The 22,137-nt window shown below is 66.8% G+C and carries 17 protein-coding genes; 7 read left to right on the top strand and 10 right to left on the bottom strand.

Features of this window, described 5'->3' with window-relative positions; genetic code table 11:
* The first annotated feature begins 201 nt into the window (after positions 1-201).
* From AC3WS4_RS07955 to holA, 4 genes are all read left to right on the top strand, one after another.
* Positions 202-675, top strand: coding sequence for a DUF3576 domain-containing protein (locus tag AC3WS4_RS07955; RefSeq protein ID WP_056341608.1), 474 nt, complete (start codon positions 202-204; stop codon positions 673-675).
* Positions 676-723: 48 nt separating this feature from the next.
* Positions 724-3,273 (top strand): leucine--tRNA ligase, encoded by a 2,550-nt coding sequence (leuS, locus tag AC3WS4_RS07950; RefSeq protein WP_492735191.1) that lies wholly within the window; start codon positions 724-726, stop codon positions 3,271-3,273.
* A 129-nt stretch (positions 3,274-3,402) separates the two neighbouring features.
* The gene (lptE, locus tag AC3WS4_RS07945) at positions 3,403-3,948 is read left to right on the top strand and encodes an LPS assembly lipoprotein LptE (protein WP_492735193.1); all 546 of its coding nucleotides are present in this window, start codon (positions 3,403-3,405) and stop codon (positions 3,946-3,948) included.
* Entirely contained in the window at positions 3,945-4,970 is a 1,026-nt protein-coding gene (gene holA / locus AC3WS4_RS07940) for a DNA polymerase III subunit delta (RefSeq protein ID WP_492735195.1), read from the top strand. Before lptE ends, holA begins: the two co-directional genes overlap by 4 nt.
* A 151-nt stretch (positions 4,971-5,121) precedes the next feature.
* Here the strand turns inward: holA and AC3WS4_RS07935 are convergent, their stop codons facing one another.
* The 5 genes from AC3WS4_RS07935 to AC3WS4_RS07915 all read right to left on the bottom strand — a co-directional run bounded on the left by AC3WS4_RS07935 (position 5,122) and on the right by AC3WS4_RS07915 (position 15,402).
* Positions 5,122-7,860 carry a TonB-dependent receptor gene (locus AC3WS4_RS07935; RefSeq protein WP_492735197.1) on the bottom strand — a complete coding sequence of 913 codons (2,739 nt, stop codon included), beginning with the start codon at positions 7,858-7,860 and terminating at the stop codon, positions 5,122-5,124.
* 134 nt (positions 7,861-7,994) lie between these two features.
* The gene (locus AC3WS4_RS07930; RefSeq protein ID WP_492735199.1) at positions 7,995-10,772 is read right to left on the bottom strand and encodes a TonB-dependent receptor; all 2,778 of its coding nucleotides are present in this window, start codon (positions 10,770-10,772) and stop codon (positions 7,995-7,997) included.
* A 153-nt stretch (positions 10,773-10,925) separates the two neighbouring features.
* Complete coding sequence (gene pdeM / locus AC3WS4_RS07925) at positions 10,926-11,636, bottom strand: ligase-associated DNA damage response endonuclease PdeM (RefSeq protein ID WP_187141725.1); 711 nt, start codon at positions 11,634-11,636, stop codon at positions 10,926-10,928.
* A 60-nt stretch (positions 11,637-11,696) separates the two neighbouring features.
* A complete protein-coding gene (locus AC3WS4_RS07920; RefSeq protein ID WP_187141724.1) occupies positions 11,697-12,740 on the bottom strand; it encodes an aspartyl protease family protein in 1,044 nt (347 codons plus the stop codon).
* Positions 12,741-12,993: 253 nt separating this feature from the next.
* Positions 12,994-15,402: a ligase-associated DNA damage response DEXH box helicase gene (locus tag AC3WS4_RS07915; RefSeq protein ID WP_492735202.1), complete on the bottom strand. Its 2,409-nt coding sequence runs from the start codon at positions 15,400-15,402 to the stop codon at positions 12,994-12,996.
* Between the two features lie 140 nt (positions 15,403-15,542).
* Between AC3WS4_RS07915 and AC3WS4_RS07910 the strand changes: the two genes are divergently transcribed.
* Complete coding sequence (locus tag AC3WS4_RS07910; RefSeq protein ID WP_492742697.1) at positions 15,543-15,989, top strand: hypothetical protein; 447 nt, start codon at positions 15,543-15,545, stop codon at positions 15,987-15,989.
* A gap of 157 nt (positions 15,990-16,146) precedes the next feature.
* Here the strand turns inward: AC3WS4_RS07910 and AC3WS4_RS07905 are convergent, their stop codons facing one another.
* From AC3WS4_RS07905 to AC3WS4_RS07895, 3 genes are read right to left on the bottom strand one after another with little or no spacing between them, the layout of a single operon-like run.
* Complete coding sequence (locus AC3WS4_RS07905; RefSeq protein WP_492735205.1) at positions 16,147-16,614, bottom strand: SRPBCC domain-containing protein; 468 nt, start codon at positions 16,612-16,614, stop codon at positions 16,147-16,149.
* Complete coding sequence (locus AC3WS4_RS07900; RefSeq protein WP_492735207.1) at positions 16,611-16,952, bottom strand: ArsR/SmtB family transcription factor; 342 nt, start codon at positions 16,950-16,952, stop codon at positions 16,611-16,613. The genes AC3WS4_RS07905 and AC3WS4_RS07900 overlap by 4 nt, the downstream gene beginning before the upstream one ends.
* Entirely contained in the window at positions 16,949-17,422 is a 474-nt protein-coding gene (locus AC3WS4_RS07895; RefSeq protein WP_492735209.1) for a VOC family protein, read from the bottom strand. The genes AC3WS4_RS07900 and AC3WS4_RS07895 overlap by 4 nt, the downstream gene beginning before the upstream one ends.
* Positions 17,423-17,520: 98 nt before the next feature.
* On the opposite strand from AC3WS4_RS07895, the gene AC3WS4_RS07890 reads away from it, so the two are divergent.
* Positions 17,521-18,450 (top strand): glutaminase, encoded by a 930-nt coding sequence (locus tag AC3WS4_RS07890; RefSeq protein ID WP_492735211.1) that lies wholly within the window; start codon positions 17,521-17,523, stop codon positions 18,448-18,450.
* A 10-nt stretch (positions 18,451-18,460) separates the two neighbouring features.
* Here the strand turns inward: AC3WS4_RS07890 and AC3WS4_RS07885 are convergent, their stop codons facing one another.
* On the bottom strand, positions 18,461-18,850 hold the full coding sequence (locus tag AC3WS4_RS07885) for a septal ring lytic transglycosylase RlpA family protein (RefSeq protein ID WP_056341575.1): 390 nt from the start codon (positions 18,848-18,850) through the stop codon (positions 18,461-18,463).
* A gap of 88 nt (positions 18,851-18,938) precedes the next feature.
* On the bottom strand, positions 18,939-21,512 hold the full coding sequence (gene gyrB / locus AC3WS4_RS07880; protein WP_492735214.1) for a DNA topoisomerase (ATP-hydrolyzing) subunit B: 2,574 nt from the start codon (positions 21,510-21,512) through the stop codon (positions 18,939-18,941).
* 106 nt (positions 21,513-21,618) lie between these two features.
* Here gyrB and AC3WS4_RS07875 point away from each other — a divergent pair, with 106 nt between their 5' ends.
* The gene (locus AC3WS4_RS07875) at positions 21,619-22,053 is read left to right on the top strand and encodes a hypothetical protein (protein WP_492735216.1); all 435 of its coding nucleotides are present in this window, start codon (positions 21,619-21,621) and stop codon (positions 22,051-22,053) included.
* Positions 22,054-22,137: the final 84 nt, after the last annotated feature.

The raw sequence follows: 22,137 nt of genomic DNA, 5'->3' as shown, positions 1-22,137 counted from the left end.
TCGCGAGAAAGCAATTCTTTATGCCCCATATTTCGCGGGGCTGTTGCGCGATCACCACAGTGCGACGCCAAGCTGTCTCCCCGATGAACGCCGCGAACAAGCCGATTGCCGCGCTTGCCGCCGCGCGGCAACGGCGATAGAGACGCTGGAAATCCAGCAAGCGCGGCGGTCGCCCGCGCCCGATGTATAAGGTGTTCCGGCATGTTCCAGCTTTCCGTCCCTGCCAAGTTCGGCGCCACGCTCGGTCGCCGTTCGGCCACGCTCGCGCTCCTCGGGGTCGCGGCGCTCGGCCTTTCGGCGTGCGGTGGCAAAGAACGGCCGCGTGCCGACCTCGCCGCGTCGCAGGTCACGACGATCGGCGTGAACTCCTATCTGTGGCGCGCTAGCCTCGACGCGCTGTCGTTCATGCCGCTGCTTCAGGCCGATTCGTCGGGCGGCGTCATCATCACCGACTGGTACGCCAACCCCGGCAACCCGAACGAGCGGATGAAGGTCACCGTGTCGATCCTCGACCGCGATCTGCGCGCCGACGCGCTGCGCGTCGCCGCCTCGCGCCAGGTCGCGCAGGGCGGCACTTGGGTCGACGCGCCGGTTCAGGCGGCGACGGTCCAGAAGCTCGAGGAAATCATCCTCACCCGCGCTCGCGACCTGCGCCGTTCGGCCTTCGAGGGCTAATAACCCGGCGCGGATACGCGCCGACAGACATCAACGGGGTAAAAACGAATGACCCGCGAACCGCGCTTTGGCGCCCTCGCCGCCGATGCCCGCTGGCAGGCGGCGTGGGAGGCCGCGAACAGCTTTGCCACGACCGAGACGGCGGACAAGCCGAAGGCCTATATCCTCGAGATGTTCCCCTATCCCTCGGGGCGCATCCACATGGGGCATGTCCGCAACTATGCGATGGGCGACGTGCTCGCGCGCTTCAAGCGGATGACCGGGCACGACGTCCTCCACCCGATGGGCTGGGACGCCTTCGGCATGCCGGCGGAAAATGCGGCGATGGAAAAGGGCGTCCACCCCGGCGGCTGGACCCGCGACAATATCGCCTCGATGCGCGGCCAGCTGAAGCGCCTCGGTCTCGCGATCGACTGGAGCCGCGAACTCGCGACCTGCGAGCCCGATTATTACGGCCAGGAACAGGCCTTGTTCCTCGACCTGTTCGCGCACGGTCTCGTCACGCGCAAGCACAGCTACGTCAATTGGGACCCCGTCGACATGACCGTGCTCGCCAACGAGCAGGTGATCGACGGCCGCGGCTGGCGTTCGGGCGCGCTCGTCGAGAAAAAGAAACTGTCGCAGTGGTTTTTGAAGATCACCGACTTCGCCGAGGAACTGCTCGACGGCCTCGGCGGCCTCGACAGCTGGCCCGACAAGGTGCGGCTGATGCAGGAAAACTGGATCGGCAAGTCGCAGGGCCTCGAATTCAGCTTCAAGCTGGCCGGTGGCGCACCGGGCTTCGACGTCTTCACGACGCGCCCCGATACGCTGTACGGCGCGAGCTTCGCGGCGATCTCGCCCGACCATCCGCTTGCCGAGAAGCTGGCGAAGGACGCGCCCGAGCTGGCGGCGTTCATCGAGGAATGCCGCCGTCAGGGCACCGCCGCCGAGCAGATCGACACCGCTGAAAAGCTCGGCTTCGATACCGGTCTCGCGGTCGAGCATCCGCTCGACCCCGCGCTGCACCTGCCCGTGTGGGTCGTGAACTATGTGCTGATGGATTATGGCACCGGCGCGATCTTCGGCTGCCCGGCGCACGACCAGCGCGACCTCGACTTCGCGAGAAAGTACGAACTGCCCGTCCTCCGCGTGATCGCCGATGGCGACGAGACCGCGCAGCATTTCAGCGGCGACGAGGCCTACACCGGCCCCGGCAAGCTGGTGAACAGCCACTTCCTCGACGGCATGACGATCGACGAGGCCAAGGCCGCGATCGTCGCGCGCGCCGAGCATGAGGGCTGGGGCAAGGGCACGACGGTGTGGCGCCTGCGCGACTGGGGCGTCTCGCGCCAGCGCTACTGGGGCACCCCGATCCCGTTCATCCATTGCGACGCCTGCGGCCTGGTCCCGGTGCCGAAAGCGCAGCTTCCCGTCGTGCTGCCCGAGGACGCCGATTTCTCGGTCCCCGGCAATCCGCTCGATCGCCATCCGACGTGGAAACATGTCGCCTGCCCGTCGTGCGGCGGCGAAGCGGTGCGCGAAACCGACACGCTCGACACCTTCGTCGATTCCTCCTGGTATTTCCTGCGCTTCGCCTCGGCGCCGTCGGACAAGCCGTTCGATCCCGAGGTGATCCGCCGCTGGCTGCCCGTCGACCAGTATATCGGCGGCATCGAGCATGCGATCCTCCACCTGCTCTACGCGCGCTTCTGGACGCGCGCGCTCAACAAGCTGGGGATGATCGACATCAAGGAGCCGTTCGCCAGCCTGTTCACGCAGGGCATGGTGACGCACGAAACCTATAGCCGCGATCAGGGCGAAGGCCTGCCGCCGCTCTACTTCACCCCCGACGAGATCAGCCGCAGCGCCGAGGGTGCGACGCTCGAATCCGATGGCGCGCGGGTCGATGTCGGCCGCGTGATCAAGATGTCGAAGTCGAAGAAGAATGTCGTCGATCCCGACGCCATCCTCGACCAATATGGCGCCGACGCGGCGCGCTGGTTCATGCTCTCCGACAGCCCGCCCGAACGCGACCTGCCGTGGAGCGAGGCGGGCATCGAGGGCGCCTGGCGTTTCGTCCAGCGCCTGTGGCGTCTGTTCGGCGACACCGAAAATATCGGTGACGGCGCCGAGGACAAGGGTCTCGCGCGCAAGCTGCACCAGGCGATCGCCGGCGTCGCCGCCGACATCGAGGCGCTCGGCTTCAACAAGGCGGTCGCGAAAATCCACGCCCTCGCCAACGACGTCGAAAAGGCCGCCCCCTCGGCGACCCGCGCCGAAGCGTGCCGCACCCTGATCCTGCTCGTCGCACCGATGCTGCCACACCTCGCCGAGGAAGCCTGGGCGGCGCTGCCGGAAGGCCAGCGCACCACCGCGATGATCGCCGACGCCGCATGGCCGCACGCCGATCCGGCACTTCTCGTCGATGACGAGGTGACGATCGCGATCCAGATGGCGGGTAAGCTGCGCGACACGATGACGATCGCGAAGGGGCTCGACAAGGAAGCGACCGAAGCCGCGGCGCTCGCGCGCCCGCGCATCGTCGAACTGCTCGCCGGTGCGTCGCCGAAGAAGGTGATTGTGGTGCCGGACCGGCTCGTGAACATCGTTCCCTGACCGGATGGCCCGGAACTTATCCCCCGTCCTTCCGTTCGTCCCGAGCGAAGTCGAGGGACGTATGGCGCAGCGTCAGCGTGTCTCGACTTCGCTCGACACGAACGGGGTAAGGGGGCATTAGGGTTTCAGATGCGTAAGCTTGTTACTTCCTCTCTGGTGGCCGCCTCGCTGCTCCTTGGCGGTTGCGGCCTGCGCCCGCTCTATGCGAGCGGCAGCGACGGGGCGGTGGCGACGATCCTTGCCGACGTCGATGTCGCGCCGATCGAGGGGCATCAGGGCTGGCTCGTCCGCAACGCGCTGCGCGACCGGCTCGTCGCGGCGCAGAACGGGCAGGGCGCGGGCAAGCGCCTGCGCCTCGACGTCCGGCTCGAGGACAGCATCACCGGTTTCGGCGTCCGCGCCGACGATGCGGTGACCCGCGAACGCCGCACCCTGCGCGCGCGCTACCAGCTCGTCGATGCGGCGAGCGGCGAAGTGCTGCTCGACGCGACCGCCTTTTCCGATTCGGGGATCGACGTCGTCGGCAGCGAATATGCGACGATCGCCGCCGAATCGACCGCGCTTGAACGCCTCTCGTCGGCGGTGGCCGACCAGATCGTCGCCCGCCTCGCGGTCTTCGCCGATCGCGGCGGTGGCCGGATGTCCGACGCGCCGCCCGCCCCCGGCGGGCAATGAAGAGCGTCAAACCCGCCGAACTCGAACGGGTATCGCGGCTCGACCACCGCTTCATTCTCCTCACCGGCCCCGACGATGCGACGATGGGAGCCCTCGCCACGCGGCTGACCGGGCTTGCCGGCAAGGAGGCCGAACGGCTCGACCTCACCTCGTCGCAAATGTCGCAGGATCCGTCCTTGCTGGCTGCCGAGGCCGCGTCGATGTCGCTCTTCGCCGGCGCGCGGGTGATCCGGCTCGACATCCTGGGTAGCGGCGACGACAGCCTCGCCGCGGTCGAGGCGCTGCTCGCCGCCGACAGCGCGATCAACCCGGTGATCGCCACCGGCGCCTCGGTCACCGCCAAGTCGAAACTGGTCAAGCTCGTCGAAGGCTCGGACCATGGCGTTGCCGCCATCTGCTATCAGCCCGACCGCCGCGCGCTGGTCGGCATCGCGATGAACGCGGCGGAAGGCGAAGGGCTGCGGCTCGGCAATGCCGAGGCGCAATTGCTGATCGACCTCGTCTCGGGCGATCAGGCGCTGATGCGCCGCGAGCTCGAAAAGATCGCGCTCTACCTCGACGCCGGCCGCGATCGCCAGCGCCAGGTCACCGCCGCCGACATCGCCGCCTTGGGCGCCGCGACGCACGAAGAGGACGTCAGCGAGGTGATCAACACCGCGCTCGGCGGCAAGGTCGGCGATCTCCCCGCGATGTTCGCCACCGCCGCCGCGGTCGGGGTCGCCGAAATCCGGATCATCCGCGCCCTCGCGATCCGCGCCACGCAATTGGCGCGGCTGCGCGCCGAGGTCGATGCCGGCGCGCACCCCGCGACCGTCGTGTCGGCGCGGAGCAGCGGCGTCTTCTGGAAGGAACAGGGCGCGGTCACCGCGCAGCTTCATATCTGGGATTCGGTGCGCATCGCGCGGCTGATGAGCCGGCTGCTCGATTGCGAACGCAGCCTCAAGGCGTCGGGCACCGCGGGCGGCGTGCTGTTCCGCAAACTCGTCACCGACATCGCGCATCAGGCGGCACGGGCGCGGTAGGCGAGCTCTAAGCCGCCCGATTGATCCCGTTCGACACGAACGGAAAAAGTGGATCGCTGGCATCTTCCCCTTGGGGAGGGTCCGCCGCGGCAGTGCCCGGCCGCGGCGGACCTCCCGCCCCTCCCGCCAGGGGAGGGGGGAGAGAGCGTGGCTAGAATTGCCCGCGCAGCGTCACGCCATAGGTGCGCGGCTCACCCGGGAAACCGACGAACAATTTGTTCGCGGTGGCGGGGAAGCCGAGCGCCGCGGGCGCCGCGACCGAGCGGAAGCCGTTCGACCCCTGCAGCGGCATGTCGGCGCCGATCTGGTAATATTTGCGATTGAGCAGATTCTGCCCCCACAGCTCGACACCCCAGCGCCGGTCGGGTCCGAAGATGCCGATGCGGCCGTTGAACACCGCGAACCCGTCCTGTTCCTTTTCGATATCGAGGTTCGAACCGGTGTTGGTGTCGCTCTGCAGGCGGGTGTCGAGATAGACCAGCCCGCTCAACCCCGAATTGCCGATCGGCGGGGTCCAGCTGATCCCCGCGGTCGCGACATATTTCGCGGCGTTCGACACCCCGCGTCCCGGCAGCTGGAACAGCACCGGCGACAGCGGGCGCCCGCCGGTACCGACGAGGTTGCGGCGATAGAGGGTGTCGACATAGGTCAGCCCCATATTGACCGACAGATAGCGCGCCGGGCGGATGAAGGTCTCGATCTCGAGCCCCTTGGCGACGACGCCGGGAGTCAGCCGGTCCGACGCGCAGGCGCCGGTGACCGCGCTGTTGTCGATCGGCCCGGTCCCCAGATCGTCCTTGCACGCCTGGATATTCGTCACCTCGAAATTGATGCCATTGAAGGTGTTGAGCTGGTAATTGCTATATTCCTGCCAGAAAGCGGCGACGTTGATGTCGATGCCGGGGCCATCCCATTTGACGCCCAGTTCATAGGCATCGACCTTCTCGCTCGCGAACTGCAGGTCGCTCGCCTCGGGGCGGCCGTTGCCCGGCGTGTTGGCGGGGCGTGCCAGCGCGGTGGTGCAGGCGGTATTTTGCGCGGCCGATCCCGCGGTCGTGCTGCACGGCCGGTCGAGCGCCGAATAGTCGAGGTTGAAGCCCCCCGCCTTGTACCCCTTCGAGGCCGAGGCATAGACCAGCCAGTCGGGATCGGGTTTCCAGCTCAGCACCGCGGTGCCTGTCCACTGCCCCTCGCTGAACTTCGTCCCCGGGGCGCCCTTGACGATATCGGGCGCGGTGCCGTTGATCACGCAGGCGAGGCTGGCCAGCGCTTGCAGTGGCGAATTGACGATCGCCGGGCACAGCGTGTTGGTGAAATTGGCATCGCCCGCCAGCGTCTTGCGCTCGTGGGTGTAACGCGCCCCGACGGTCAGCGTCAGCACATCCGCGACGATGTCGAAGCTGTTGTGCGTGAACAGCGCATAGTTGGTGCTGCGCTGGTGGAAGGTTGATCCGTTGTTGCCGGTGTTGTTGAGCGGCGCCGCGCCGAGCAGCGCCGCGATCCCCTGGAAACCGGGGAAGGAGGCAGCGGGCAGGTTCGAACAGGTCGCCGATGCGGGGTTGAGCAAGGTCGGCGCGAGGCTCGCGGCGGCGAGGCAGTTGGCGTAGCGCTGATAGTCGGCGCCATAGACGATGTCGTCGTCGACATCGAGTTTCTCGTTGGCATAATAGCCGCCGACCAGCCAGTCGAGCCGCCCGTCGAACGCCTCGCCCTGCAGCCGCAATTCCTGCGTGAACAGCCGGAACCGGCGGTCGAGGTCGGTGCGGCGCAAGATGTCGAGCGCGCTGAAATCGGCATCCTGCCCTTGCGCATTCTTATAGTCGCGATAGGCGGTGATCGAGGTCAGCGTCGCGGCGCCCAGCTCCCAGTTGAGTTCGCCCGACACGCCCCAGTCCTTGGTGTCCGAGCGATAGGAGACCCCCGGGGTGGTCGCCTGTTGACGGATGAAGCTGGTGCCCGCCGGTGCGACCTGATGATTGGCGCCCAGAAATTGCAGCAGCGGCAGCAGCGTATTGGGCGAGGCGACCGGGAAACCGTCGGCGCCGCGCGTCAGGTTGCGCACCGGATTGAGCAGCACGCCGCCGCAGCAATTCTCGTTGCGCTGGCTGTAATCGGCGATCAGCCGGAATTTCACGCTCTCGGTCGGCTCGAGCAGCAACTGGCCCTTGACCAGCCAACGGTCGCGGTCGTTGATATCGGGTTCGCCCGCGGTGACATTCTTGATGAAACCGTCGCGCTTCTGCCAGACGCCGTCGACGCGCACCGCCGCCTTGTCGCCGAGCGGCGCGTTGATCATCCCGTCGACGCGCCAATAATCATAATTGCCGTAACTCACCGACCCCTTGGCGCCGAAGCCGCTGAGGTCGGGTCCCTTGGTGACGATGTTGATCAGGCCCGCGGTCGAGTTGCGCCCGAACAGGGTGCCCTGCGGCCCGCGCAGTACCTCGACGCGCTCGATGTCGCCGAGTTCGGACAGGCCGACCCCGGTGCGGCTGCGATAGACGCCGTCGATGAACAGCCCGACCGAGCTTTCGAGGCCGGGGTTCTCGCCGACCGTACCGATACCGCGAATGCGCGCGGAGAAATTGACCTCGCTCGTTGCGCCCGACACGAGCAGCGACGGCGCGACCTGTCCCAGCGCGCGGACGTCGGTGGCGCCGGTCTTTTCGAGCGTCTCGCCCGACACCGCCGACACCGCGATCGGCACGTCGGACAAGAGTTCGCTGCGCCGCGTCGCGGTCACGATGATCGTGCCGTCGTCGGGGACCTCGGCGCCCTGCGGCGCGACATCCTGCGCCCAGGCCGGTGTCGCCGCTAGGGCGACCGCAAGCGCCACGCCCTGCGCGCTGCCACGGGCAAAGCGCGCAATTCTCCCGTCACTCTTTTTCATCGTCATCCTCCCACAAGGCTTATTTTATTCTCAGGGATGATAACAAATTCCAGCGCGGAATCCACAACGAAAACCGCCCGCATCCGGTGGGATGCGGGCGGCTCTCAAGCTCCTGAAATCAGGCGGTTTGCGGTCTAGAACTTGCCGCGCAGCGTCAGGCCATAGGTCCTGGGTTCGGCCAGGAACTGCGAGAAGATCTGGCGGCCGCCGGGGAAGCCGTTGGCATCGGTGAACGGCGCCGACGTGGTCCCCGCCTGGAAGGGCGAGTTGAACGCGACCTGCGCATATTTGGCGTTGAGCAAATTCTGCGCCCAGAATTCGACCGCCCATTTCTCGTCGGGACCGCGCACGCCCAGGCGCGCGTTGAACACGGTGTAGCTTTCCTGCTCCTTCTGCGGGAACAGGTCGGAACCGGTGTTGTACCCGCTCGTCGCGCGGCCATCGATATAGACGAGGCCGGTCAGCCCGCCGCTGCCGATCTCCGGTGTCCAGGTCATGCTCGCGGTGCCGACCAGTTCGGGGGCGTTCGACAGATTGTCGCCGGGCAGGAAGCGCAGCGCCGGGTCGAGCGGCCCGCCGGCGTTGGTGCCGACCAGATTCTTGCGATATTTGGTCTTCGAATAGGTCACCCCCGCCGCAAGCCGGAAGTCGCTCGCCAGCGCCAGCGACGATTCGAGCTCAAAGCCCTCGGCGCGTACGCCCCAGCTGACCTTGTCCGACGCGCAGGCGCCGGTCGCGGCGCTCGCATCGCGGTCGCCGCCGGCCAGGTCGGCTTCGCAGCCGTTGATGTTCTGGACCAGGAACACCGTGCCGTTGAAGGTGTTCAGCTGGAAGCTGCTGAAGTCCGACCGGAACAGCGAAACACCGACGTTGAAGCCGTTCGCCGAATATTTGGCGCCCAGTTCATAGCTGTCGACCTTTTCGGGGTCGAACTGCAAATTGTTCACCAGCGCCTGCGCGCCCGCCTGGCCGCCGAACGGCACGATCGGCGATTTCAGCGCCGAACGGTCGAGGTTGAAGCCCCCCGCCTTATAGCCGCGCGAATAGCTGGCGTAGGTGAGAAGGTCGTCGACGGGTTTCCACGACAGGATCGCGGTGCCGGTGAACTCGTCCTCGGCGCGCTTGCTGTTGATCGACACGCCATTGAGCTCGGCGGTCGAATTGCCCTGGCAGCTGAGGCCGATCAGCGCGCCCGCCAGTGCCTTGGCGGTGGCGTTGGTCGTGGTGCTGACCAGATCGTCGAGCACCAGGCCCTGAACGGTGGTGCAGGCGGTGTTGTCGTTGGTGAAGCTCGCGTTGAACTTCTTCTTGTCGTTGGTGTAGCGGACGCCGAAGGTGAAATCGATCGTATCGGTGATGTGGAAGATATTGTGCGTGAACAGCGCCCAGTTCTTGCCATTCTGATAATAGCGGTCGTTGATCGAGCCGCGGTTGTTCAGCCCGTCGAGCGCGGTGAACGCCGCGACGATGTCGGTGCCGGTCTGGCCGCCGCCGCTCGCCCCCGCGATCGTCGCCGGGCCGACGCCGGGCGCGACGCACAGCGGGCTCGCCGCCGAATAAAGCGCCGCGAGGCCGCCGCCCGAAATGATGCGGCAGGTGGCGAACCGGCCGTACTGGCTGCCGAAGCGCAGATTGTCGCGGACGGTCAGCTTTTCATTGGCATAGAAGCCGCCGACCAGCCAGTCGAGCTTGCCGTCGAACGCCTCGCCCTGCAGGCGCAGTTCCTGGGTGAAGGTGTGGAACTGGCGATAGGCGTCGTCGTCGGGATCGCGATAGAGGATGTCGACCACGCCATAATCGACGTCGCCGGCCTGGCTCGACCGATATTGGCGATAGCCGGTGATCGAGGTCAGCGTCGCGCCGCCCAGATCATAGTCGATCTGGCCCGAAAAGCCGTAGTCCTTGGTCTTGCCGGCATAGCTGCGGCCCGGGCTGACCGACAGGTTGCGGTCGTAACGCTGGCTGAACGCCGCGAGCGGCTGGCCGAGGTCGCGCAGCACGTTGATGATGTTGTTGCCATTGGACTGCAGCGGCGACAGCGGCACCGACGGATTGTTGAGGTTGCCGACCGCGGTGTTGACCGCGCTGTCGACATAGGTCGCGCCGCAGCATTTCTCGTCGCGATAGGTATAGTCGGCGATCAGCCGGATCGACAGCGCGTCGGTCGGTTCGAACAGCAGTTGCCCGCGCAGGAAATAGCGGTCGCGGTCGTTGACGTCGGTGTTGTTCGTGGTGTCGCGATAGAAACCGTCGCGCTTCACCCAGATGCCGTCGAGGCGCGCCGCGATGGTGTCGCTGATCGGTCCGGTGACGCTGCCGCCGAGGCGGAAATAGTCATAATTGCCATAGGTCGCCTCGGCGGTGGCGCCGAAGGTGAAATCGGGCTTTTTCGAATAGATGCTGATCAGGCCCGCCGACGAGTTGCGGCCGCCGAGCGTGCCCTGCGGGCCGCGCTGGACTTCGACGCGGTCGATTTCGCCCAGTTCGTTGAGGCCGATGCCCGAACGCGAGCGATAGACGCCGTCGATGAACACCGGGACCGAGCTTTCGAGACCGGGGTTGTCGCCGACGGTACCGATGCCGCGGATACGCGCCGAACCATTGGCTTCACTGCCGGTCGACGACACGAGCAGCGACGGCGCGACCTGGTTGAGCTGGCGGATGTCGTTCGCGCCGCTGTTCTGCAGCGCTTCGGCGTTCACCGCCGAGATCGCCACCGGCACGTCGGCGAGGCGCTGCGCGCGTCCCTGCGCGGTGACGACGATTTCGCTGTTGCTGCTGTCGTCGGCGGTCGCCGTGTCGGTGGCGGTGTCCTGCGCAAAGGCCGGCACCGCCATGCCGACGATCGCCAGCGAGGCGCCGAGCGCACTCGTGCGCAGCAGGCGGGCAGCACAATGGGTATAGGATTTCATATTGGGCACTCCTCTCAACATTTCGTTGTTTTTATTAGGAGGCGAGCATACGCAAATTGTGCCCCCGATCCAGCCGAGGCGGCGCATTTGCGTCATGTTTTCGGCAAGTGCGGCTTTTCGGCCACAGGCGGCAAAGCCCGGTCCGGCGGGCGATCAGGCGCGGCCCGGCATTGCCGTAACGTCATCGGTGGCAGGATTGCCACAGCGCAGCGACAGCAATTTTCCGTCGGCGACCAGCATCGCGCGATAATCGCCCGCGAAATTCGCCGCGATGGCGCTGTCGCCGACATCGAGCCCGCCGGTCAGGCTGCCGAAGGCGGGCAGAATCAGCCGCTGCGCGTCGCCCGCGAAGCATGGCCGCGACACCGCCCGGCCGCGCAGGGTCAGCCGCAGCTTGGGATGGAAATGCCCCGATATCTCGGGGCGGGTCTCGCCCGCTTCGCACTGGTGGCGCAGGACGATGCCGTCGACCTCGATCTCTTCGGCGATGGTGCCGCCCCAGGCGCCGCCCGACAGGCCATCGTGATTGCCCGCGATCCAGGTCAGCGGCACCGCCCCCGTCTGGCGGCGCAATCGCTCGGCGACTGCGGGCGCGACCCGTTCGGCGGCGGCGCGGTCGTGGAAACTGTCGCCCAGGCACCAGAGCGCGCGCGCGCCGGTCTCGGCGACCAGCCGTGCCAGCCGGTCGAGCGTGTCGTGGCTGTCATAGGGCGGCAACGGCTGGCCGTGCGCAGCGTACCAGCTCGCCTTTTCCAGATGCAGGTCGGCGACGATCAGCGCGCCGTGGCGTGGCCAGAACAGCGCGCGCCCGGCGAGCGGCACGAACTGGTGGCCGGCAAAATCGAGCAGGGGCGCGGCGGGCATGGCGCCGCTATGACGCCGCCCCGGGCATCCGTCCAGTTCTTGGCGTCCAGTTCCCGGCGTCTAGCTGCCCTGCGCCGACGTGTTCGCGGCGAACCGCTGGCCCGTCGCGCGGCTCGCGCCGTCGGGCAGGTCGAACACGATGCGCTTGTTCGGGAAATCGATCTCGACCCGGTCGAACAGCGCCAGGCTGTCCATGCCGAGCAGCAGCGCCGGCCGCTCCTGCAGGCCCAGCGCGCGGAATGCCTGGCTGTCGGCGAAGCTCACCGGCAGGTCGTTGACGTCCATGCCGTTGATGATGATGCGCTTGATCGCGGTGCGCGTCGCGGGCACCGCCTCGCCGGTCACCGCGCCGAGCGTGGTCGACAGGAAGGGCAGGCGGTTCGCGCGCCGCGCCGCGACCAGTTTCTGCAGCGCCAGATTGCCGACGCTCGTCTGCGCGCCGGTGTCGACGATCACGTCGATCCGTTTGCCGTCGAGCCGCGCGTCGGACAGGATCAGCCGTCCCGCCGAATTGCGCGCGGTGACGACGATCGCATCGTCGTCGCGGATGATCGGCCGCGCGCGCTTGCGCGTCTCCAGGATCTCCATGCTCTCTTTGCGAAAATCGATCAGGATGCGCCGGTCCTCGAGCATGTCGACTCCGATCAGCCCCGCGGCCCCAAGATGGCGGCCGAAAAAGGACGGCGCGTCGAACGCGGTCATCTGCAGGTCGGTCATCGACAGCGCCGCGACACGAAAGCTGGGGACCGTCGCCGACCCGCCGATCGTCGCCATGCGCAGCTTGCCGCCCTCGACCAGCCCCAGCCGGTCGGCGAGTTCGCGCGCGATGATCGTGCGTTCGGCGCCGGTGTCGACGAGGAAGGAAAACGGCCCCTTGCCGCCGACCATCACCTTCACCGACATGCGCCGCGTCGCGTCGAGGTCGAAGGGTTGGATGAAGGGGGTGACCTCGGCGCTCGTCACCGGCTGGGCCAGCGGATCGGCGGGGGTCGAGGCCGGCGCCGGCGCGGGCGGCGGTGCGACCGGCGGCTGGCTCGCGCCGAGCAGTGCCGGGGCGGACAGCAGCAGCGTCCAGATCATTCGCCGCCTGAGAACATGGGTCATCGCGGGCATCCTCTATATGTTATGCCGCCAGTCTACGCCTGTCGGCGGTGCGCGGCAAGCGGATGCGGTGCGCGGACGGAGGGTGCTGTGATGGGCGGTTCGGGGTATCCAAGCCTGCCCATATTTCCGTTCGTGTCGAGCGAAGTCGAGACACCCATCGGTAGCGCACGCCTTTGGGGTGTCTCGACTACGCTCGACACGAACGGGACTTGTGGAGGACTGTTGTCCACTCCCGCTCGGACATCCCACCTCGCTACGCGTCCCCCATCGCCGTCGCGGCCAGTTCATCCGCCAGCTCGCCCAGCAACGCATCGTCGAGGTCGGCGGCGGCGACATTTTCGCGCCCGATCAGCACCAGCACCGGCACCGCCAGCGGGCTGATCCGCGGCAGATGCTTGTGCAGCATCGTCCCCGCCGCGCGGTCGAGCAGGTCGCCCAGCCGCGCGACATCGGTCAGCCGCTCGCGCGCATCGGCCCACGCCGCTTCGAGCAGCAGATGGTCGGGCTCATATTTGCGCAGCACGTCGAAAATCAGGTCGGTCGAAAAGGTCACCTGCTTGCCGGTCTTGCGCTTGCCCGGATGCTGGCGCTCGATCAGCCCGCCGATCACCGCGACCTCGCGGAACGCGCGCTTCAGGAGGTGCGACCCTTCGACCCATTCGACGAACTCGTCCTCCAATATCGCGGCGTCGAACAGCGCGGCGGGGTCGGTCACCGGTTTCAGCGACCAGATCGCCAGCGCATAATCCGACGCGACGAAGCCCAAAGGCTGCAACCCCGCGCGCTCCATGCGCTTCGAGATCAGCATGCCGAGCGACTGGTGCGCGTTCCACCCCTCGAACGGATAGGCGACGAGGTAATGATGCTCCTCGTGCGGGAAAGTCTCGACCAGCAGTTCGCCGCGGCGCGGCAACACCGACCGATACGCCTGCATTTCGAGCCAATAGCGGACATCGTCGGGAAAACGGACCCAGCTCGCCGGATCGGCGAGGAAGCCGCGCACCCGATCGGCGAGCCGCGTCGTCAGCGCCATGCGCGCGCCGACATAGGAGGGGATGCGCGCCGGGCGCGTCGTCGCGCGGACATAGAGGTCGGTGTCGCGGATCGACTCGACCTCGAGGCTCAATCCGGCGAACGCGAAGGTGTCGCCGGGGGTCAGTGTGCTCGCGAAATATTCCTCGACACTTCCCAATCTGCGCCCGTTCTTGAACCGCACGTCGAGCGTCGGGGCGTCGACGATGATCCCCGCGTTGAGCCGGTGCTGCGCCGCGAGTCGCGGGTGCGCGATGCGCCAGCGTCCTTTCCCGTCGGGGGCGAGGCGCCGAAACCGGTCATAGCTTTTGAGCGCATAACCCCCGTCGCGCACGAAGCCGAGCAGCCGCGAAAAGGTCGTCGCATTGACCCAGCGATACGGCGCTGCCGAGCGGATCTCCTCAAGCAGCGCGTCTTCGGCGAAGGGCGCGGCGCAGGCGAGCGCCATCACATGCTGCGCCAGCACGTCGAGCGCGCCGGGGCGAAAGCGGTCGGCATCGCGCTCGCCTGCCTCGACGGCGTCGAGCGCCGCCTGCGCCTCGAGATATTCGAAACGGTTGCCCGGCACGATCAGCGCCTTGCTCGGTTCGTCGAGGCGGTGGTTGGCGCGCCCGATTCGCTGCAACAGCCGCGACGACCCCTTCGGCGCCCCCATCTGGATCACGCAATCGACATCGCCCCAGTCGAGCCCGAGATCGAGGCTCGACGTCGCGACCAGCGCGCGCAGCCGCCCTTCGGCCATCGCCAGTTCCGCGCGCTGGCGTGCCTCGCGATCGAGGCTGCCATGATGGATCGCGATCGGCAGGCCGAGGTCGTTGACCTTCCACAGATCCTGAAAGATCAGCTCGGCCAGCCCGCGGGTGTTGCAAAAGATGATCGTGGTGCGGTTTTTCGCGACCTCGGCCATCACCTGATGCACCGCATACCGCCCCGAATGCCCCGACCAGGGCACCGCGCCCTCGGGCAGCAGGATCGATATGTCGGGATCGGCGCCCGCCTCGCCCTCGACCAAAGCCACCGTTTCGGGGTTCGCGTCGGGGGCGAGCCAGCCGGCATATTGCACCGGATCGGCGATCGTCGCCGACAGCCCGACGCGGCGCATGTCGGGTGCGATGTGCTGCAGCCGCGCGAGCGACAGGCTCAGCAGGTCGCCGCGCTTGCCCGGCGCGAAGGCATGGATTTCGTCGATCACCACCGTCTTGAGGTCGGCGAACATCAGGAAACTGTCGGGATAAGACAGCAAAAGCGACAGCGATTCGGGTGTGGTGAGCAATATGTTCGGCGGCCGGCTGCGCTGCCGCGCTTTCTTGTCCGAACTGGTGTCGCCGCTGCGGCTTTCGACGCTGATCGGCAGGTCCATGTCGGTGATCGGGCCGATCAAATTGCGTTCGACGTCGGCGGCGAGCGCTTTCAGCGGTGACACATAGAGCGTGTGGAGCCGGTCCGACGGATTGGCGGCAAGATCGACCAGCGTCGGCAAAAACCCCGCCAGCGTCTTGCCCGCTCCCGTCGCCGCGACGAGCAAAACATGTTCGCCGCGTGTGGCCGCGGCCAGCATATCGGCCTGATGCCGCCGCACCCGCCACCCGCGCGCGGTGAACCAGTCGGTGAAGATTTGCGGGAGCGGCATGGGGGAGATGTGGGGCTGCAAGCTGTGGGGAGCAAGCTCTTCTCCCCTCCCGCAAGCGGGAGGGGGACATGGCCATCGACATCCCCGCCAAAACTCGCAATACCCCACATGGGGTCGCATCCATCGGAAGGATGCTCATGTTGAAATCGATACTGGCCGCGAGCGGTGCCGCGGCGCTGCTGTTGCCGTTGCCGGTCGCCGCCGAAGAACCGATGATGAAGCTCGCGGGCATGCTCCGCTGCGCCGCGGTCTATCAGGTCACCAGCGAACGCGCGCCGAAGGACAGCGAGGCCCAGCTGACCGCGGGGCGCCATTTCCTGCAATATTATATGATCATGCTCGCGCTCGCCGAGAACAAGCCCGACGACAAGTTTGACGCCAAGACGCTGAAAACCTTGTTCGAGGCCGAAAACGCCATCGCCAATTCGGATGCCGTGCTCGCGCGCGCCGAGGGCAAGACCGACGTCTTCGCCGCCGACATCGCCACCTGCGCCGGCTTCCGCGAGCGCCAACCCGAGCTGTTCGCGAGCGCCGACCGGACGATCGACACGATGGCCAAAGCGCAGGCGACGGCGGGGACGCAATAGGAGGAAGGCCGGCGGCCCGAGCCTGACAAGTCGCCTTATAACCCCGTTCGTGTCGAGCGAAGTCGAGACACCCCGAAGGCTGGCGTGGTCCAAGCGTGTCTCGACTTCGCTCGACACGAACGGGAATAGGGGTGGGCGCGTTTACACGAACACTCTCCTAAATCCGCGCCTCCATCGCCCCCAGCAACCCGCGCCAATGCTCGCCGAGCCGCCGCTGGAACAGCATCAGTTCGAACCCGTGCCGCGCGACATGGCGTTGCGGGATCATATCCCAGCCGCGATGCTCGACGGTCACGCGTGTCTCGGCGCCGACCGCCTCGAACCGCACCTCGACCTCGGTCGTCTGCTGCGGCTTGAAACTCGGCAACCGCCAGCCGAAGCCCAGCCGTTCGCCCGGCAACCAGCAGCTCACGCGCCCGATCTCCCACTCGGTGCCGTCGGCGAAGCGCGTGACCAGTCGCCCCTCGGGACCCGCGGGGTCGAATCGCAATGCGCCGTCGCCCTTTCGCGACACTTCGAACAGCGCATGGCTTTTCCACCATAGCCCGATCTCGTGGGTGAAGACGTCGAACGCGCGGGCCGGCGTTGCCGCGACGCGCAGCGCGACGATCACCGCGGCGCTCATGCGCCGCGCTCGACATGGCGCTTGAACGCCGTGAGCTGGTCGCTCCACAGCGCCTCGGTCTCGGCGAGCCATTGCTTGAGTTCGCCGGTTGCACCGTCCTTCAGCCGGTATATCCGCACCCGCGCATCGAACATCGGATGGCCGTCCTCGACCAGCCCGCCCTCCTTCAGCGCGCGCAGATGGCGGCTCATCGCGGGCGGCGCCAGCCCGAGCGCGTCGGCCAGCTCGCCCGCGCTATACGGCCGCGCGCCGAGCAGCTCAACCGCGCGGCGCCGCTTCGGGTCGGCGAGCGCGGCGAACAGGCGATCGACGGCCTCGCTCGATCTTTCGGCGCTCAATCGTCGAGCCGCGTCTTCGTCGTGAAGCCGCCCTCGGCGTCCCACTCCTCGGCCGTCTTTTCCGCGACGGTGACGCCAAAGGTCCAGATATGCCCCTCGGGGTCCTTGGCGCGATAGCTGCGGTCGCCGTAGAATTGCGTCTCGGGTTCGGCGAGGATTTCGGCTCCCGCGGCGCGCGCGACCGCGCAATGCGCGTCGATATCCTCGCCGACTGCGAGCTGGACATGCACCGATTGCGTGTTCTTGCCGCCGATCGATTTCGGGCTCTTGTGGTCGTCGGACCATTCATTGCCGACCATCACCACCGAATTGCCATAGCCCATCTCGCTGTGCGCCAGATTGCCCTCGGCATCGAGCAGCACGAACAACGGTTCGAAGCCGAAGGCGTCCTCCAGCCAGCGGAACGCCGCCTTGCTGTCCTGATAACTCACGGCGCTCGAAAGCCCCTTGCCGCGTGGATGATCGACCATGATACCTCTCCCGATTCGCAGATGATTTCACTATCGTACAATATTTTCATAAAAATGAAAATACATGCAATCGCGAATGAAGTTGCTAGGAAAAGCGCATGACTGTCGATCTCGCCCGCTGCCTCGCCGAGGCCTATGACGTCGCGCTGCCGCACCGCGGGCAGGGCAAGGTCGCCGACTATATCCCGGCGCTCGCCTGCGTCGATCCGAACCATTTCGGCATGGCGCTCGCGCTCCCCGATGGCACGATTCACGTCGCGGGCGACGCCGACACGCCCTTTTCGATCCAGTCGGTGTCGAAGGTCTTCACGCTGGCGCTGGCGCTGCGCCGCGTCGGCAGCTCGCTGTGGGACAGCGTCGGCCGCGAACCCTCGGGCAGCGCCTTCAACTCGATCATCCAGCTCGAGACCGAGCATGGCATCCCGCGCAATCCGCTGATCAACGCCGGCGCGATCGCCACCACCGACCGGCTGATCGACGGCCGCGACGGCGATGCGGTGATCGAGGAAATCCTCGACTTCATCCGCGCCCGCGCCGGCGACGAGGGGGTCGACATCGACCTCGACGTCGCCTTTTCCGAATCCGAAACCGGCGCCCGCAACCGCAGCCTGACCCATTTCATGGACGCCTTCGGCAACCTGCGTCATCCCGTCGAAACGACGCTCGGCGTCTATTTCCGCCAATGCGCCATCGCGATGAGCTGCACCCAATTGGCGAAGGCCGGGCTGTTCCTGACGATGGACGGCCGCGACCCGCGCACCGGCGAACAACTGGTCGAACCGCACCGCGCCCGCCGCATCAACGCGATCATGATGCTGTGCGGCCATTACGACAACAGCGGCGAATTCGCCTTTCGCGTCGGCCTGCCGGGCAAGAGCGGCGTCGGCGGCGGCATCCTCTGCATCGCGCCGGGGCAGGGCTCGATCGCGGTCTGGTCGCCGGGATTGAACGAAGCCGGCACCTCGCTGGTCGGCGCGATCGCGCTCGAACATTTCGCCTATGCCGCCGGCTGGTCGGTGTTCGACTAAGGCCGCGCCTTCAATCGTCGAGTAGGGTCAATTTCACCCGCGCCGTGCCGCTGCGGTGCATGCCGATTTCCTTCGCCGCGGCATGGCTGATGTCGATCACCCGCCCGCGCCCGAACGGACCGCGGTCGTTGATCCGCACGATAACGCTCTCGCCATTGGCCAGGTTGGTCACCCGCACCTTGCTGCCGAAGGGCAGGGTGCGGTGCGCCGCGGTCAGGTCGTCGGGATCGCAGATTTCGCCGTTGGCGGTGCGATTGCCCTCAAGCTCGCGGCTGTAATAGCTCGCCATCCCGCTCGAAAGCTCGGTTTCGACGACGACCCCGTCATCGCCATCGGCGTCCTGCGCGACGGCCGGAACCGCCAGCAACAGCGGCATCAGCATGGCGGCAAAGCCCCGCATGACATCCTCCCCTTTGTCCTCGGCGGCAGCAAGCAGCCCCGGCTTGCCGAGGCAAGCCGGTCCGCGTTACGCCGCGCGGGATTTGCGGTCAGACGTCGAGATTGGCCACGCTGAGTGCGTTGGTCTGGATGAAATCGCGCCGCGGTTCGACCTCGTCGCCCATCAGCCGCTCGAAGATCTCGTGCGCGATATCGGCCTGTTCGGCCTCGACGCGCAGCAGCGTGCGGTTCGACGGATCGAGCGTGGTTTCCCACAATTGCTCGGCATTCATCTCGCCCAGCCCCTTGTAGCGGCTGATCGACAGCCCCTTGCGGCTGTGCGCGAAAATCGCTTCGAGCAGTTCGGACGGGCGGGTGATCGGCGTCGTCTTGCCGGTGGCGGCCGCGGGCAGGTCGCTATCGCTCGTCTCGGCGTCGCTGTCGGCTTCGGCGGCGGCGAGCGCCGCCGCTTCGGCGGCCTGCGCCGCGGCGCTGCTGCCCTTCACCAGGCGGCCCGGGCGGGCATAGGTGTCGGTCTGTTCGCCGGCGAGCTTGTGCAGCCGCCGCGCTTCCTGACTCGCCAGGAAGGCCGCGTCGATCGCATGATGGTCGCTGACCCCGCGCCAACGCTTTTCGAGCGTATAGCCGCCGTCCACCGCGACGATCGTCCATTTCGCCTCGCTGCCGCCGGTAAGCGCGCCCTCGGCGGCGTTGAGCCATTCGGCGGCGCGCACGCCGGCCGCGGTGCGGCCCGCGCTGTCGAGTTCGGGATCGAGCGCGCCGTTGAGCGCCAGCGCCTCGACCAGCTCGTAATTATGCCCGCGCGGCACATAACGCATCAGCGCGCGCAGCCGGCGGCCATGCTCGATCAGGTCGCGCAGGTCGTTGCCCGACCGCGCCCCGCCGCTCGTCTCGAGCATCAGCGCATCGATCCCGCCGTCGACGAGGTAATTTTCGAGCGCGCTATCGTCCTTGAGATAGACCTCGCTGCGTCCCTTCGCGACTTTGTACAGCGGCGGCTGGGCGATGTAGAGGTGACCGCCCTCGATGATCTCGGGCATCTGGCGATAGAAGAAGGTGAGCAAGAGCGTGCGGATATGCGCGCCGTCGACGTCGGCGTCGGTCATGATCACGATCTTGTGATAACGCAGCTTTTCGAGGTTGAACTCGTCACGGATCCCGGTGCCGAGCGCCTGGATCAATGTTCCGACTTCCTTCGACGAGATGATGCGGTCGAAACGCGCACGCTCGACGTTCAAAATCTTGCCCTTCAGCGGCAGGATCGCTTGGACATGGCGGTCGCGGCCCTGCTTGGCGCTGCCGCCTGCCGAGTCACCCTCGACCAGGAAGAGTTCGCATTTGGCGGGGTCGCGTTCCTGGCAGTCGGCGAGCTTGCCGGGCAGGCTCGCGATATCCATCGCGCCCTTGCGCCGCGTCAGCTCGCGCGCCTTTTTCGCGGCTTCGCGGGCGGCGGCGGCGTCGATCACCTTCTGGATCACGGCTTTCGCATGGGCGGGATTTTCCTCCAGCCATTCGGTCATCCGGTCGGCCATCAGGCTTTCCAGCGGCTGGCGCACTTCGCTGCTGACCAGCTTGTCCTTGGTCTGCGAGCTGAACTTGGGGTCGGGCAGCTTGACCGACACGATCGCGGTCAGCCCTTCGCGCATGTCGTCGCCGGTCAGGCTGACCTTTTCCTTCTTCAGGATGCCCGACTTGTCGCCATAGCCGTTGATCGTGCGCGTCAGCGCGGCGCGGAACGCGGCGAGGTGCGTGCCGCCGTCGCGCTGCGGGATGTTGTTCGTGAAGCAGAGGACATTTTCATAATAGCTGTCGTTCCACTCGAGCGCGACATCGATGCCGATGCCGTCGCGCTCGCTGCTGATCGCGATCGGATCGGCCAGCAACGGGGTCTTGTTGCGATCGAGATATTTGACGAAGGCCGCGATGCCGCCCTCGTAAAACAGGTCATGGCTGACATGCTCGGCGTGGCGCGCGTCGACCAGCTTGATCCGCACCCCCGAATTCAGGAAGGCAAGCTCGCGATAGCGGTGTTCCAGCTTCTCGAAATCGAATTCGAGGACGTTCTTGAACGTCTCGGTCGATGCCTGGAAGGTAACGCGCGTGCCCTTCTTGCCCGCCGGGGCAGGGCCGTTGACCTTGAGCGGGCCGACCGAATCGCCATGCTCGAAGCGCATCCAATGCTCTTCGCCGTCGCGCCAGATCGTCAGCTCGAGCCATTCGGACAGCGCGTTGACGACCGACACGCCGACCCCGTGCAGGCCGCCCGACACCTTATACGCATTATCGTCGCTGGTGTTTTCGAACTTCCCGCCGGCGTGGAGCTGGGTCATGATGACCTCGGCCGCCGAAATGCCTTCTTCGGCGTGGATGCCGGTCGGAATGCCGCGGCCATTGTCCTCGACGCTGACCGACCCGTCGCTGTTCAGCGTGATCAGGACGAGGTCGCAATGGCCCGCGAGCGCTTCGTCGATCGCATTGTCCGAAACCTCGAACACCATGTGGTGCAGCCCCGACCCGTCGTCGGTGTCGCCGATATACATGCCCGGCCGCTTGCGTACCGCGTCAAGGCCCTTGAGAACCTTGATCGAATCGGCGCCATAGGCGTTCACATTGGGCAGGTTGGCGTTGGCGCTCGGCGCGATATTTTCTGGGGTGTCCGTCATAGCGATTATATAGGGTCGGGGTCGCCAAAACCCAAGCGAAAATGCGGCTCTCGCTCCTTTCGGATCGAGCGTTGCGCGCCCGCGTCGCGGCGGCTAGTTTCGGGGCATGAAACCTCGTCTCGCCCGCTCGCTTCCCCTGCTTCTCGCGCTCTCGGTCGCGGCCTGTTCGCAGCCCGCCCCGCCGCCCGACAATGCCCCCGCCGTCGCGGGCGAACCGCTCGCCTCGCGTCCGGTGAAGACCGGGACCGAAGGGCCGCAGCTTCCCGCCTGCGCCAGCACCTCGCGCGTCAAGCCCGGCGGCACCGATGTTTATTGGGCGCCCGGCGAAACGCGCGCGGTCAAGGCGAAGCTCGCGGGGGGCACGTCGGTGTCGCTATGCGAGGCGACCGACGACGACGCCTGGTTCGGTATCGTCTTCGCCGCGCCCGGCGGCGATCCGGCCTATTGCGACGTCACGCGGCCGGTGCGCTCGGCGCGCGAATATCAGGGTCCGTGCCGCTGGGGCTGGATCAAGGGCGGGACGGTGCAGCTGGGGGTTTAAGAATTTCCGTCGCCCCCGCGTAGGCGGGGGCCGCGGGCGGCCTTACTCGGCACCACTGCGTATACCGATGGCGGCCCCCGCCTT

It is taken from the genome of Sphingopyxis sp. EU05-FHT14B03 (genome assembly GCF_058790875.1).
The sequence above is the reverse complement of the archived record's forward strand: the minus strand, read 5'-3'. Positions and strand labels throughout refer to the sequence as shown.